At 37.0% G+C, this 12860-nt stretch carries 19 protein-coding genes; 11 read left to right on the top strand and 8 right to left on the bottom strand.

The window, feature by feature from the left end:
- Positions 1-57: 57 nt before the first annotated feature.
- The 7 genes from ACH11B_RS23785 to ACH11B_RS23815 all read right to left on the bottom strand — a co-directional run bounded on the left by ACH11B_RS23785 (position 58) and on the right by ACH11B_RS23815 (position 3819).
- Complete coding sequence (locus ACH11B_RS23785; protein ID WP_377610739.1) at positions 58-606, bottom strand: hypothetical protein; 549 nt, start codon at positions 604-606, stop codon at positions 58-60.
- Between the two features lie 11 nt (positions 607-617).
- Entirely contained in the window at positions 618-851 is a 234-nt protein-coding gene (locus ACH11B_RS23790) for a hypothetical protein (protein WP_149105910.1), read from the bottom strand.
- A 58-nt stretch (positions 852-909) separates the two neighbouring features.
- The gene (gene yidD / locus ACH11B_RS23795) at positions 910-1182 is read right to left on the bottom strand and encodes a membrane protein insertion efficiency factor YidD (RefSeq protein ID WP_377610741.1); all 273 of its coding nucleotides are present in this window, start codon (positions 1180-1182) and stop codon (positions 910-912) included.
- Positions 1183-1196: 14 nt separating this feature from the next.
- Positions 1197-1430: a hypothetical protein gene (locus tag ACH11B_RS23800; RefSeq protein ID WP_377610743.1), complete on the bottom strand. Its 234-nt coding sequence runs from the start codon at positions 1428-1430 to the stop codon at positions 1197-1199.
- A gap of 51 nt (positions 1431-1481) precedes the next feature.
- The gene (locus ACH11B_RS23805) at positions 1482-2546 is read right to left on the bottom strand and encodes a type I restriction endonuclease (RefSeq protein ID WP_377610745.1); all 1065 of its coding nucleotides are present in this window, start codon (positions 2544-2546) and stop codon (positions 1482-1484) included.
- Between the two features lie 171 nt (positions 2547-2717).
- Entirely contained in the window at positions 2718-3236 is a 519-nt protein-coding gene (locus tag ACH11B_RS23810; protein ID WP_377610747.1) for a hypothetical protein, read from the bottom strand.
- Between the two features lie 205 nt (positions 3237-3441).
- A complete protein-coding gene (locus tag ACH11B_RS23815) occupies positions 3442-3819 on the bottom strand; it encodes a DUF805 domain-containing protein (protein WP_377610749.1) in 378 nt (125 codons plus the stop codon).
- A 1059-nt stretch (positions 3820-4878) separates the two neighbouring features.
- Here ACH11B_RS23815 and ACH11B_RS23820 point away from each other — a divergent pair.
- The 7 genes from ACH11B_RS23820 (at position 4879) to ACH11B_RS23850 (ending at position 8099) form a co-directional block, all read left to right on the top strand.
- Positions 4879-5436 (top strand): ADP-ribosyltransferase, encoded by a 558-nt coding sequence (locus tag ACH11B_RS23820; RefSeq protein ID WP_130855193.1) that lies wholly within the window; start codon positions 4879-4881, stop codon positions 5434-5436.
- Between the two features lies 1 nt (position 5437).
- Positions 5438-5797, top strand: coding sequence for a hypothetical protein (locus ACH11B_RS23825; protein WP_130855192.1), 360 nt, complete (start codon positions 5438-5440; stop codon positions 5795-5797).
- Positions 5798-6117: 320 nt separating this feature from the next.
- Entirely contained in the window at positions 6118-6288 is a 171-nt protein-coding gene (locus ACH11B_RS23830; protein ID WP_377610751.1) for a hypothetical protein, read from the top strand.
- 3 nt (positions 6289-6291) lie between these two features.
- Positions 6292-6924, top strand: a complete 633-nt coding sequence (locus ACH11B_RS23835; protein WP_404273989.1) for a hypothetical protein — start codon at positions 6292-6294, stop codon at positions 6922-6924.
- 47 nt (positions 6925-6971) lie between these two features.
- On the top strand, positions 6972-7244 hold the full coding sequence (locus ACH11B_RS23840; RefSeq protein ID WP_130855190.1) for a hypothetical protein: 273 nt from the start codon (positions 6972-6974) through the stop codon (positions 7242-7244).
- Between the two features lies 1 nt (position 7245).
- Positions 7246-7662 carry a helix-turn-helix transcriptional regulator gene (locus ACH11B_RS23845; RefSeq protein WP_130855189.1) on the top strand — a complete coding sequence of 139 codons (417 nt, stop codon included), beginning with the start codon at positions 7246-7248 and terminating at the stop codon, positions 7660-7662.
- Between the two features lie 8 nt (positions 7663-7670).
- Positions 7671-8099 (top strand): hypothetical protein, encoded by a 429-nt coding sequence (locus ACH11B_RS23850; RefSeq protein WP_130855188.1) that lies wholly within the window; start codon positions 7671-7673, stop codon positions 8097-8099.
- Positions 8100-8370: 271 nt separating this feature from the next.
- On the opposite strand, the gene ACH11B_RS23855 is transcribed toward ACH11B_RS23850, so the two are convergent.
- Entirely contained in the window at positions 8371-9237 is an 867-nt protein-coding gene (locus ACH11B_RS23855) for an Rpn family recombination-promoting nuclease/putative transposase (RefSeq protein ID WP_377612866.1), read from the bottom strand.
- Between the two features lie 467 nt (positions 9238-9704).
- Between ACH11B_RS23855 and ACH11B_RS23860 the strand changes: the two genes are divergently transcribed.
- The 4 genes from ACH11B_RS23860 (at position 9705) to ACH11B_RS23875 (ending at position 12824) form a co-directional block, all read left to right on the top strand.
- A complete protein-coding gene (locus tag ACH11B_RS23860) occupies positions 9705-10499 on the top strand; it encodes an SDR family NAD(P)-dependent oxidoreductase (protein ID WP_377612868.1) in 795 nt (264 codons plus the stop codon).
- Between the two features lie 17 nt (positions 10500-10516).
- Positions 10517-11428 (top strand): helix-turn-helix domain-containing protein, encoded by a 912-nt coding sequence (locus ACH11B_RS23865; RefSeq protein WP_377612870.1) that lies wholly within the window; start codon positions 10517-10519, stop codon positions 11426-11428.
- Positions 11429-12017: 589 nt separating this feature from the next.
- On the top strand, positions 12018-12188 hold the full coding sequence (locus ACH11B_RS23870) for a hypothetical protein (protein WP_377610751.1): 171 nt from the start codon (positions 12018-12020) through the stop codon (positions 12186-12188).
- Between the two features lie 3 nt (positions 12189-12191).
- The gene (locus ACH11B_RS23875; RefSeq protein ID WP_377610753.1) at positions 12192-12824 is read left to right on the top strand and encodes a hypothetical protein; all 633 of its coding nucleotides are present in this window, start codon (positions 12192-12194) and stop codon (positions 12822-12824) included.
- Positions 12825-12860: the final 36 nt, after the last annotated feature.

Here is a 12860-nt window from a genome sequence, read left to right on the forward strand (position 1 = left end):
AATTATTTGGTTGATTCTAATAGCTTACCATATTTTTCGCTTTGATCAAATAACTTATTATCTATACCTAATCAGTACATCATACAGGTTATTCAAATCGATATTCACGCCATCAATTGGCTCATACGTTTCTACAATATATTTATCGAAAACATATTTTTCGGCTTTAAAACTGGGCATTTCTTCAAATGGTTTAGGTGCGGCTAGCGCATGCAATTCGCTAATTAATATATCCCAACGATCCTTGTTAACACTGGAAAATGTAACTGTTGTGAGGTCGCCCATAAAGACACATTTAAGCCAGTATTTAGGCTTCTTCGCAGTTACCATCTCATTTGAGATATAAATGCCATTTGCACGTTTCTTGAATCCATACTCCTCTACGACACTGTCGAGATTCTGTTTTTTGAAAGTTTTCTCTAGTAAAACTTTCAAATCAGCTAATTCAATTGATTTAGTCATTTTAATTGGTATTATTTCTGTCTTTTGCTCATTAATCTGGGTATTTACATTTGGTTTCTGCTTGTTTCCGCTACACGACAATATCAATAAAACCAGAAACAAGTGAAAAAGACCCCGAAATCTTGCTTGTTTAGGATTACTCATAATAATGAATTCTAATCATTCAATCTTTCGATGTGCTCATCAGATAATACACCTCCGTTCTGCTCGTAGATTTTCGATAATAAGAAGTTTGTCTTTTTCTGATTGTCTATTATCCGTTCTTGGTTGTATATATGAATATCAATCTTGAGATACCACAACGTTATTCCTCGTATTAGTAATATAATCCCTAACAAAAGCCCGGCTCCGAATAAAAAGCTTAGTAGACCTGATATATCTATACTCATGGTTATTATTTACTATTGATGCTGTTGCCTTGATATGACGGATTCAGTTTTTCGGCTATTATTGTGATGCTTCTCCTATTTCTATAAAATCCCCATTCGCCAAATGAACAGATACGTCGCCATCTCGTAACATAAAACTGTAGCCCGCTCTACATGATTTATAACGCTGTTTAAGGGCTTTCAATCCATGTATTAAACCGTCTTCTTTCGTGATCCTAAAAACGTGTTTACTACATGATTCATGAAAAATACAACAACGCCGTTTGGACTTTGGTACAAGTAGCCAATAGACCTTTATTGGAATTAATAAAAGAAACCTAAAACTCATCATTTAACGAATAGCTATTATTCTTTTTTAAAAAGGAGAACTTGATGAGTTATAGTATAACCGGGTTTACTCCCAAAACCAAAGCAGCCACTTTCTGGATTGACATAGGTACTAACGTTTTCCAAGCCTGTGTAAGTCCATCCGCTTGCTTCACCTTGTTTAATTTTGGCCTCCAATTGTTCTGCAACCTGATCTGATGTTCCCTTCAGCGGATCTATTACGGCGACAAAGGGTATTACTTTGTATTCCATCGTTTATGCCTATTTATAGTGAATTTCTTTGTATTGATTTATTTAAATATTCTAAGCCACCTTCTCCTTCTCATAATACCCAATGCTCTGCACTATCTCTTCCGAGAAGTTATAGATATCATCCAAGCGTGTGATATCATGCTTGGTTTCTTTCTTATCCTGATCAAATAAACCGATGCGTAAGCGGTTGCCCGTGAAATAGAAGCGGCAAATAGGTTTACGGTTATTATCATCCAAAAGTACTCCGCAATACGATTGCGTATCGCGCATATAAATGCGACCTACTTCTACTTCTTTGCGTAGGATAGACTTCACAATCAGGAAACCGTCAATCTCATCCTGTGTGGTAATCACCAGTGATTCGGGTTCGGTTGTTGCCAGTGTAGCTTCTTCGGCGGTTTCGGTTTCTTTCTTCAGGGCGCTCTTCAAGCGCTCGCTGATCTGATCGTTCACGATCTGGCCAAAAACTCTTTTGGTAAGGGCGGTAAACTGATCGAGCACTTTGGCGGTTACTAAACCGGGATAAACTTGTTTGGCGAAATAACGGACGAATTCTTCTTTTGGATTATACATTTCGCCATTGATCAGAATCTTGATTTCATTGAAAAATTTGAGATCGCTGGCGGTATTGGAGATACTCTCGAGATCGAATATGGATTTATGGAATTTACGGAGCTCGGCAATTTCATTGTCGCGCATTTCGGTGATCTTGAACTCGAAGAAGGGTTTCTCGTCCATCTTATTGGGCGTTACCAGATCGGTATAGAAACGGTACTCCAACCCGTTGGTGAGTAGGCTGAACTTGGCCTCCGTGGTATGAAAATAACGGAAGAGCTGCGAGTTGTGTGGATCTAAGCCATCGGCGTAGTGTTTACACTCGATCAGGATGACGGGTTTCTCGTCTTTGAGAATGGCGTAATCTACCTTCTCCCCTTTTTTAATGCCGATATCGGCTACAAATTCGGGATGCACTTCGAAGGGATCGAATACATCGTAACCGAGTATCCGTAAGAAAGGCATAATTAGGGAGGTTTTGGTAGCCTCTTCGGTTTTGATCTGTGGCAGCAAGCGATCTACCCGCTTGGCAAATTGCTGAATTTCGTCTTTGAAGTCCATATTTTTCATTTTTCTTTTGCCCGCCAAAAGAAACAAAAGCTCGCGACTTGAAACCTTCTTTGAAAGGCTCTGCTGTTACTTAGCCTCTACTACCCGAAGATTTCGAGGCCGCATTGTTGTTTACTGAAGGGCTTTTCCTTACAATTTTATATTTCGTTATAAATACCTACTTTAACTATGTTGCCAACATCTGCCACATCCTACTACCTTGCGTTGACAGGTTCCTCCATTTTTGGTTCGGGCACCGCACTTACAGCTGCTGGGCTGTGTTGATGGGCCAGATGGATTAGATGGATTGGTAGAAGGATTGGACGGCACCGTAATCCCTGAACCTCCGTCGGGCGTTAACTTGAACGATGAGTAGGATTGGTAGCTTTTGACAGGGCTACCGTTCTTCGTAATCATCGCTTTTGCCGCCTTGCTATTCCCAGCAGGTAACACAACCGACAGCTCCAGTTTATGGTATATCGTCAAGTTAAAATCAACCACCACCTTTCCGCTCTGTGCATAGAGGTTTACTGCTTTCTTGTTTTCATCAATGTAACTGATATCGCATCGGCTACATTCTACCTCATATCCATAAGTTTCGTACTGTTCTTCTTCGAGCTTTGGCTCCTCTTCTTTGTTTTTCTTGCAAGCTGTAAAAGCTAAAATCAGTAAGGGTAAAATAAAAAGTTGATGTCTCATCATGTTTGAATGTTTATGTGTTTATCTTAATGCATAGTTAAGCACAAACATTCTCACATTTTTACGGTTTCCCGTATTCCTGTTTTGGTTATTGGTTACTCGTTATTAGTTATTGGTTATTGGTTATTCGTTATTGGTTATTGGTTATTGGTTATTGGTTATTGGTTATTGGTTGTTCCAATGTACGTCTCCTTCAGTTTACTTTAATTTATATTTCATTATTAGATTCATCTTGATTGACTATAACTTCTGGCCGGATATAAGTCGGTTCTCCTTTTGGTATACGCGGATCGTCTCCGTAATAGTTCTCACCTTCTTCGCCCTGCCGGAATATCAATACCAAAAAATAGAAGGGAACTATTTGATACCAACCATTACTGCCAAGATCATGGCATCTTTTTGCACCCTGTGCCCACAAAAACCACAAAAGTGGTACAGCTCCTAATCCCAAAAGGTTATAAATAGAATCTTCGTCATCACCTATTACGATGTTGATGAAGATTATGAAGATAAGATAGATCAAAAAGCTGATACCGTATTCTAACCTTCTAATACGGCCTTCAAATGAAAAGGGTGCTCTGAACATTTTGGTTATTGGTTGATTATTAGTTATTGGTTACTCGTTATTGGTTATTCGTTATTGGTTATTCGTTATTCGTTATTAGTTATTAGTTATTAGTTATTGGTTCCGTGCGCATAGCTACTGAGCCTGTTTTTAGGTTGTTAGTTCTTCGTGTCTCACACGAAGCCATTACATTTTCAATTATTGTTTTTTGTTCTGATTCTATAGGTTATAGAAATGCTGCATTCCTATTCCGTTGGTTGATTTTGTTTAATGTTTTAGTTTGACCTTTTCTTTTTTCTTTTGGACCGCCAAAAGAAACAAAAGCTCGCGACTTGACCTGCTTTAGCAAGCTTTATTGCCTTCAAAAACAAATAAGACAATAAAAAATCTTCTTTGATCGGCTCTGCTGTTACTTAGCCTCTACTACCCGAACATTTCGAGGTCGCTTTTTTCCTTATTGAAGGGTTATTTCCTTCGACTATCGATAGCTAATTTTTAGTTCTCTGACTTTGGCTTAGTTTGTTTAATATTTTAGTTTGACTATGGAAAGTTAGAAAAATATTTTTTGATTTCACAAATAAAAATGAAAATGTGAGAACAATCATATCGCTTAACCTGTGCATTGATTCGATTTTCCTTCAAATTTTACGATTACCCTATAGAACAGGAAACTATTTTCACGAATTGTGTTTTGGATTATATGAAAGTGAATAGAAGATCAACTTTCTGTGGGAGCACTATGAATTTGTGAAAATGCGAGATTAATAGCACATATTTTTAGACAGTATTTCTTACCTTAGCTAATATTATTGACACTAAACCTAAGCACCATTTTTATGCGTTATACTTTATTGGAAAGATCAAAATTTAAAAACACATCATCTGCCGTGGATGGTAATCAAAATATTAAAATCAGCTTTTGTCATCCGCCCTCCCTTACTATAAAAAGAAGGTATAATGTAATCCTTAAAACGATATATAATTTTCCCAAATAAAAATATCCCCTTAACACACAGAAATGCAGAACATATCTCATTAGCGAAGTAAAAGAATTCAAACCTTTAACTAAATCAGAACGTTTTGAGAAGAGCCGAACAATATGCCCGTCAGCACTTAGCGAAAGAGGTAACCGAAATACGGAAAAGTAGACGTATTGAAGAACATCTGGAATTAACGTTGTATGAGAAAGCATTTATCTATAAGTATTCGGAAGACGGTTATGAAGGTGTTAACGAAATTTTACGTAAAAGCCAAGGCAGGATAAACACAGAATTTGGTGAACTGTTAATAAAATGTTTATCAAAGTTAGCCAATTATGAGGGGGTGGTTTACAGAAGCATTAATTTAAGCAAATCCGAGCTTGAGAAATACGCACGGGCGTTGGTTTCAAGCCATCTAATTACAGAACCAACTTTTTTGTCAACAAGTAAATCTCGGTTGATAGCGATGGCTTTCAATGGAAATACACTATTCAGAATATTCTCCAAAACAGGAAAAGCTATTGAAAAAATCGCTAAATTTGGGATACACAATCCCCCGGATGAAAAGGAAGTACTATTCAGGCCAAATAGAGCATTTAGAGTATTAGAAATCAAGGAGGAAGTGTCACGGATTACCATAACAATGGAGGAAGTTTAATATGACAGCTATACAGGAGATACGGGATAAGAATAAAATTGAAAAACAGGACTTTGATACTCTTTCAAATATTGTGTTTGATTCGATTTTAATTAAGGGTAGCTATAAAACCGCCATTCAGTTAGAAAAAAAGGAAAAGCTGATTGATGCGTTTTCTTCTTTTATAGAACAATTGGTAGAGTTACGCCTCGCTTCTTCAAAGCAGAATAAGCTTGAACTAATTAATTTTATTGACAAGTTGAATATGCAAAGGGAACTATTGGAGTTGGAAAAGGGTGAAACCAAAATGGATGATATTCAAACAGCGGCTAATCGTTTGGGAAAAAAAGCCCAATCGTCATTTGAAAAAAATAACCTTTGAATACGCATAACTCAAAGTCTCCATCGGCCTATTGAATGATAGGACATATCGTTTCATAAATTAATGCCTTTCCCTTTTATAAAACTTCAAGGTCTTGACGGCTTCCAAAACTGCCTGTTGATTTTTAGACTGAAGATCAGTCCACTTAATTGAAATCGAACATCGTTACTGAGGCAGTAATAAATTTTTAACATTGTGATAAAGAGATTGCGAGTTAAAAGTGAAATGCTAGTCTATAACCTTAATGCATAGCATTTCACAATTGGCGAAAAACACTATTTTTTTTATATTTGCACAACACCATCAAAAAGAGTTGAGCCATGGAGACCAATCAAGTTAAGCTTTTGGCATCTTTAGCAAAAAAGATAAAGTCTGAAAAGAAAGAACGTGATAAAGTTGTTGCCTCTTTTCAGTCTGCAAAAATTTTGACCAAAAACGAAAATTTTACTGGACACTACAGCCATTTGGGAAGAGTAGTGCTCCCGAAATGATAAATGTATAGAAAAAGACCAAACCTAATGCTTGGTTTTCATGGATGTGACCAGTCTGTGAGGGACGAGCTAGTAAGAAAACCTGACCTTGTAAAAAAAAGCAATGAATCTTTTGATTGGTTGGGAAATGGCTTTTATATCTGGGAAAACAACTATGCAAGAGCTTTAAAGTGGGCTGAGGATAAAAAAGCTAGGAGGACTCTCTCAACACCATCTGTTGTGGGTGTTGTTTACCAACTAGATTATTGTTTAGACTTCACTGATTCCGAATTTATTGATATTCTTGCCACTTACTACGACCTAATGAAAGGGGATTTGGAGTTTGCAGGAAAGAAATTACCTCAGAATAAAGACTTGCCTAAAGACAAATATCACGATTTAATATTAAGAGAATTGGATTGTGCGGTTATTGAATATCTCCATCAGAAAGTTGATGAACAGATACAGCTAGATCTGAAAACAAAGAAATTCACTAACTATAAACACTTCGATACAGTGAGGGGTGTATTTACCGAAGGTGGCCCTGCTTTTGACGGCGCTGGTATTCAAAAAAAGAATCATATTCAGATTTGCATAAGAAATCTGAATTGCATAAAGGGCTTTTTCATTCCTCGTAAGGAATCGAAGTTTCCTTAAAAAATCTAAAAAAACCCGGATAGAGACGAACATTGGAGCTGAAGTAAATGTTCGATGAAAACGCCCGTATCAACTACCATTGCTGTGGTTTTAAACTATCAAAAGCCTTTTTGCTCTCCTCAAAAATTTTCAAATCGTCATTTGATGCGGATATAAAAACAACAGACCAAGCGCAAAATTGTCCTCAAGTAGCACCGCATTTTAATCTTGCAAATACGTTAGCATTGGCGATTGACAATGCGCTTAGAGACGGAGATATTGAATGGGATGATGACTATTTGGATATCATTTACGAACAGAATTTGAAAATTGTATTTTGACATGAAAATATCAAGAAAAAAAATTAATAAGGAGCAAAACGGACAGCTGGAAATCAATGTTATAGACAATTGGCTAAAGGATAATGGTGACCCTGCTATTGAACGCCTCGTTAAGAAAAACCTAGCTATCGCGAACAAGATCGCTTCGCTTTTAGAATCAAAGGGTATGAAACCTGCTGATTTAGCCGCCGCCATGGGAAAACAGCGTTCGGAGGTATCAAAATGGCTATCGGGTCAGCATACTTTTACCACCAAAACGATTACAAAAATAGAAGAGGTGTTAGCTCAAGACATTATTCATATCGAGCCGAGCGTAAGAAATGTTTACTTTACTGCCTATGTACGTGTTGAAGATATTCAACCTGCCATCCAAGAAGATATTTTTGAGGATTCATTATATGAAGAGGTTTCTGCTTAACGAATACCATGGAAAAACGGACAATCATCGCAGAAAAAATTCACTTAGTACGGATACTTCCTTCCAGAGAATACTTTGACTATCAATACGCGATTGCAGATAAAGAGTTAAAACTTAATGTTGCGCAATCAACAAAACATAATTCGGAAAAAAAATCCTTTAAAATTTCGCTTTCCCTTTTCCTAGAATATGAGGGCCAGAAAATTGCAGATTATCTTTATGACTTTATTTTTCAGGTAGAAAATTTAGAAGAATATGTTCTTCAAAAAGATGAGAAGCCTCTATTCTCAGGCCTTCTTATAAGCACATTACTTACTATCGCTTATTCCACACTAAGAGGCATATTGCATACGAAATTAGCTGACACCGCACTTAAAGATTTTATACTGCCGGTTATCAGTCCGAATGAATTGTTAAAGTCGAAAATAAACACTTAGTTTTAGTTATTTCGCTATGATATAAGGCTGTATGAACTTCGCTAAATGATTCAGCTCGTATACGCAATCCTGTTGAGCCGCTCTACCCGCTAACCCCTACTTCGCTTCTTAACATGATTTTTAGGCCCCAACAAGACTAAATCATTTTAACGCTCATTTCATAAGGCCGACTTTGCCACCGCACGAGAGCCCCGTTCGGGTCTGACGATATCTTAAACAAAAAGCCATGCACGTTTTTTTGTGCATGGCTTCTAAACTTATGCTGTATACTCTATAGCTTTTCAACTACTTCCAAAGGCAACTTCAGGCTTTTGGCAATTTGCTCGTTGCTTAAAAGTCCTGTTTCTTTTAAAGATTTAGCTGAATCCAGCTTCTCTTGATCTGCCTTTGCACGTTCTTCTTTTCTGATAGTCTCAAAGGCATTCTGGGTATCCCATTTTGCCTTTAGGCTTGCTTCGTAGGCCATACGTTCCTCCTTGTTCAATTTTGACACTGTTCCTATCTTAAAGATAAGTTTAAAAACCCGCTTATCCAAAAACTTGGGAACCTCGTCCATATTGCTCATATGCTTGAGCAGATAGAACCATTTGTCCCGTTCGCTTTCCAGTTCATCTCCCTGTTTTACAAAGTTAGGCAACTCAACGAATTTAAAGCCCAGCTTTTTGTAAAAAATTTCGCCCGTGCTCGTATTGCAAAGGGCGATGTCATGAAAGTAGCGGCTTCGCTGCTTCTCTTCCATACGAAATTCTAAAAAGGCAATCAGGAAAACCTCGGGAAGCTGGTAGCTGTTGAAAGCCTTACCCTTCGGCAACTGACGTTGTATTAAACGTGAGGTGTAATAAAGCGCTCTGTCCTTAAAATACTCCTGCCGAATCCGTTGCATTTCGATTATAAAGTATTCGCCCTTGCTTCCTCTGCAATGCAGATCGAAAATCACCCTTTTATCTGCTTCGCCGTCTCCATCGTGCTCATTGGGGCCATATTCAAGGTCTTCTATACGCCTCTCCCCTTCAAATAGATCATTCAGAAATTCAATCAGGATTTCTTTGTTGGGCTCACTGCCAAAGTAATGTCGGAATCCAAAGTCGCTCAAAGGATCGATAAATTTCCCGGGTTTGGGATAGCTTATTTCTGCCATCGGTTATAGATTTGGTCTGAGGCCAAGATACAGAAAATAATTTTATTATACTAATATTTTTAGTAAAAAATACTATATTCTTTTATTTCAAATAAAAAAACGAAAAAGTGAAACAATCATATTCCTTAGCCTGTACATTGGTTCGATTTCTCTCTAAATTTCACATTGCTAAATAGAGCATGAAACTGTTTCACGAATTGGATCTCGGATTATATGAAAGTGAATAGAAGATCAACTTTCTGTGGGGGCGCCTTTAGCTTTGGTTTTTTAGTCTGACATATTTATCGAAAAACTAGTCTAGAAACCGAACTGTTCCTTCGACGGCTTTCCGGTTCTTTTTAAACTGCTTCTTGCCTTCCTCTGTGTACAAACAATAGCCGCCCCGACATTTAAATACAACATGCCGACATTTGAACACTTTTAATTTTTCAAACAGTCGCAATTTTGCCACATAAAATTTGAAGAAGATGGAGGTTATATTAATTACAGGTGCAACAAGCGGAATTGGTGAAGCATTAGCATACCGACTAGCAAAGAAAAAACGCAATTTGCTTTTAGTTGCACGAAATGAACAAAAACTGAAACAGAAATGCGAACAACTATCAAACCAAAACGGAATTACAGCAAGTTACATTGTTGCAGATTTGAGCAAACCCAAAGCCGCGTATTATGTTTTTGAAGAGGCTAAAAAGAAAAACTTGTCGGTAAACGTTCTGGTGAATAATGCAGGAATTGGTTCAAGTGGAGAGTTTGTAAACAACAATTTGCAGTCCGAGTTAGAAATGTTGCAATTAAATAATTCTTCATTGGTTGCACTTTGTCATCTTTTCCTGCCCCAAATGAAAAACAACAAAAATGGAACTATTATAAATGTCGGTTCTATGGCTTCCTTTTTCCCAAGTCCATATATGAGTGTTTATGCGGCTTCCAAAATGTTTGTCCGTTCATTTACCCAGGCATTGACCGAAGAATGCAAACCTTATGGAGTAAATGTAATGCTGTTTTGTCCGGGACTTACGAGTTCCAATTTTATGAATACTGCTGCCAACAATAATGAATGGGGAAAAATACTTGTAAAAGGTGCGTATACACAGACACCTGAACAAGTTGCCGCAGAAATGATAAAAGCATTGGAAAAGAAAAAAACATTTCATGTTTCAGGATTTCAAAATGCAATGTTAGCAAAAATAGGGTCTTTAATTCCATACTCTACTATTACGAGCGTTTTTGCTCAACGAAAAAGAAAAGAAATGGGATTGTAATTTATAAATTTGAACTTATGAACAAGCAGGAAGTTGCAACGGTAAATATTCGGTCATTGGCACAACAACATCAGCTATTGGGTTTAGCGAAACCGAGACATCCTTTGTTTAGTTTACTGCGATTTGAAGATTTCCCAAAAAATGAAGTGGAACAACGCACAAAATTAGTTTCGGATTTATATCAAATCACGCTTAAAAAAGATTGCCCTTGCAAAACGCAATACGGGCAAACGCAATACGATTTTGATGAGGGGGTCATGTCTTTTTTTTCTCCGAAGCAAGTGAACATTTTAGAAGTAGGCAATTTTATTCCGCAAACGGGTTGGTTGCTGTCCGTACATCCCGATTTTTTGAGAGGTTACCCCTTATCGCAAAAGACAAAAACGTATGACTTTTTTCATTATGCTGTTAACGAAGCATTGATATTGTCAGATGAAGAACAAAAGTCCATTGAAGCCATTTTTTTACAGATAGAAAAAGAAACAAGCTTACCGATAGACAAATTTAGTCAGGATGTAATTATTTCAAACATCGATTTATTGCTTACGTACTGCAATCGTTACTATCATAGACAGTTCATTACGCGAAAACAAAATAGTAGTGAACTTTTAAGCAAATTTGAAAACTTGCTAAATGCTTATTTTGCGGAAACGGAAAACGGTTTACCGACTGTAAACTATTTCGCTTCTAAACTTAATTTATCACCAAAGTATTTGAGCGATTGTTTAAAACAACTCACCGGTCAAACCGCACAACAGCACATTCACGACAAATTGATTGAAAATGCTAAAGAAAAACTGACAAGCACCGGACTTTCAGTAAGTGAAATAGCGTATCAATTGGGTTTTGATTATCCGCAATCGTTCAGTAAATTATTTAAACAAAAAACCGAAATGTCGCCTTTAGCGTTCCGGCAAAACTTTAACTGATAACTACTTCAAATATCACGCGCTCGTGAATACGCATTCCTCGAATTCGAAAACCTATAGTTATTGGCTCAGTGCGAATTGTGTTCGGGGTTATTGGAAAGTGAACAGAAGATCAACTTTCTGTGGGAGTGCCTTTTGGCTTATTGTAAGAAACATTCATCAATTTCAATATATCAACGGTGTGAGTGGGCACTAGGATAGCTTTAGATTGGCCAGCGACCGTCAAGGCCTTGACAAACATATCAGAACAACTATTATACGGAATAAATTCATAGATTTAGGATATGATTTAAATTATTACCAATTCTTCTATATACCGTTAATGGTATCATTATTGATTGCCATTAAAACCGACGGAAACAGCACGTTCTTTAACCATCATAATTCTATCGAGCTATGAAAAGTTAGAAAAAGATTTTTGATTTAAAAAATAAATGAGAATTTGAGAATAAGATCTTTACATTGTCATAAAGAGATTGCAAGTTAAAAGTGAAATGCTAGTCTATAACCTTAATGCATAGCATTTCACAATTGGCGAAAAACACTATTTTTTTTATATTTGCACAACACCATCAAAAAGAGTTGAGCCATGGAGACCAATCAAGTTAAGCTTTTGGCATCTTTAGCAAAAAAGATAAAGTCTGAAAAGAAAGAACGTGATAAAGTTGTTGCCTCTTTTCAGTCTGCAAAAATTTTGACCAAAAACGAAAATTTTACTGGACACTACAGCCATTTGGGAAGAGTAGTGCTCCCGAAATGATAAATGTATAGAAAAAGACCAAACCTAATGCTTGGTTTTCATGGATGTGACCAGTCTGTGAGGGACGAGCTAGTAAGAAAACCTGACCTTGTAAAAAAAAGCAATGAATCTTTTGATTGGTTGGGAAATGGCTTTTATATCTGGGAAAACAACTATGCAAGAGCTTTAAAGTGGGCTGAGGATAAAAAAGCTAGGGGGACTCTCTCAACACCATCTGTTGTGGGTGTTGTTTACCAACTAGATTATTGTTTAGACTTCACTGATTCCGAATTTATTGATATTCTTGCCACTTACTACGACCTAATGAAAGGGGATTTGGAGTTTGCAGGAAAGAAATTACCTCAGAATAAAGACTTACCTAAAGACAAATATCACGATTTAATATTAAGAGAATTGGATTGTGCGGTTATTGAATATCTCCATCAGAAAGTTGATGAACAGATACAGCTAGATCTGAAAACAAAGAAATTCACTAACTATAAACACTTCGATACAGTGAGGGGCGTATTTACCGAAGGTGGCCCTGCTTTTGACGGCGCCGGTATTCAAAAAAAGAATCATATTCAGATTTGCATAAGAAATCTGAATTGCATAAAGGGCTTTTTCATTCCTCGTAAGGAATCGAAGTTTCCTTAAAAACTACCGCAAGGTTAGGAAAATGAACGGACATTT

This window comes from Olivibacter sp. EAT-5 (assembly GCF_044784325.1).
Classification (GTDB): domain Bacteria; phylum Bacteroidota; class Bacteroidia; order Sphingobacteriales; family Sphingobacteriaceae; genus Olivibacter; species Olivibacter oleidegradans.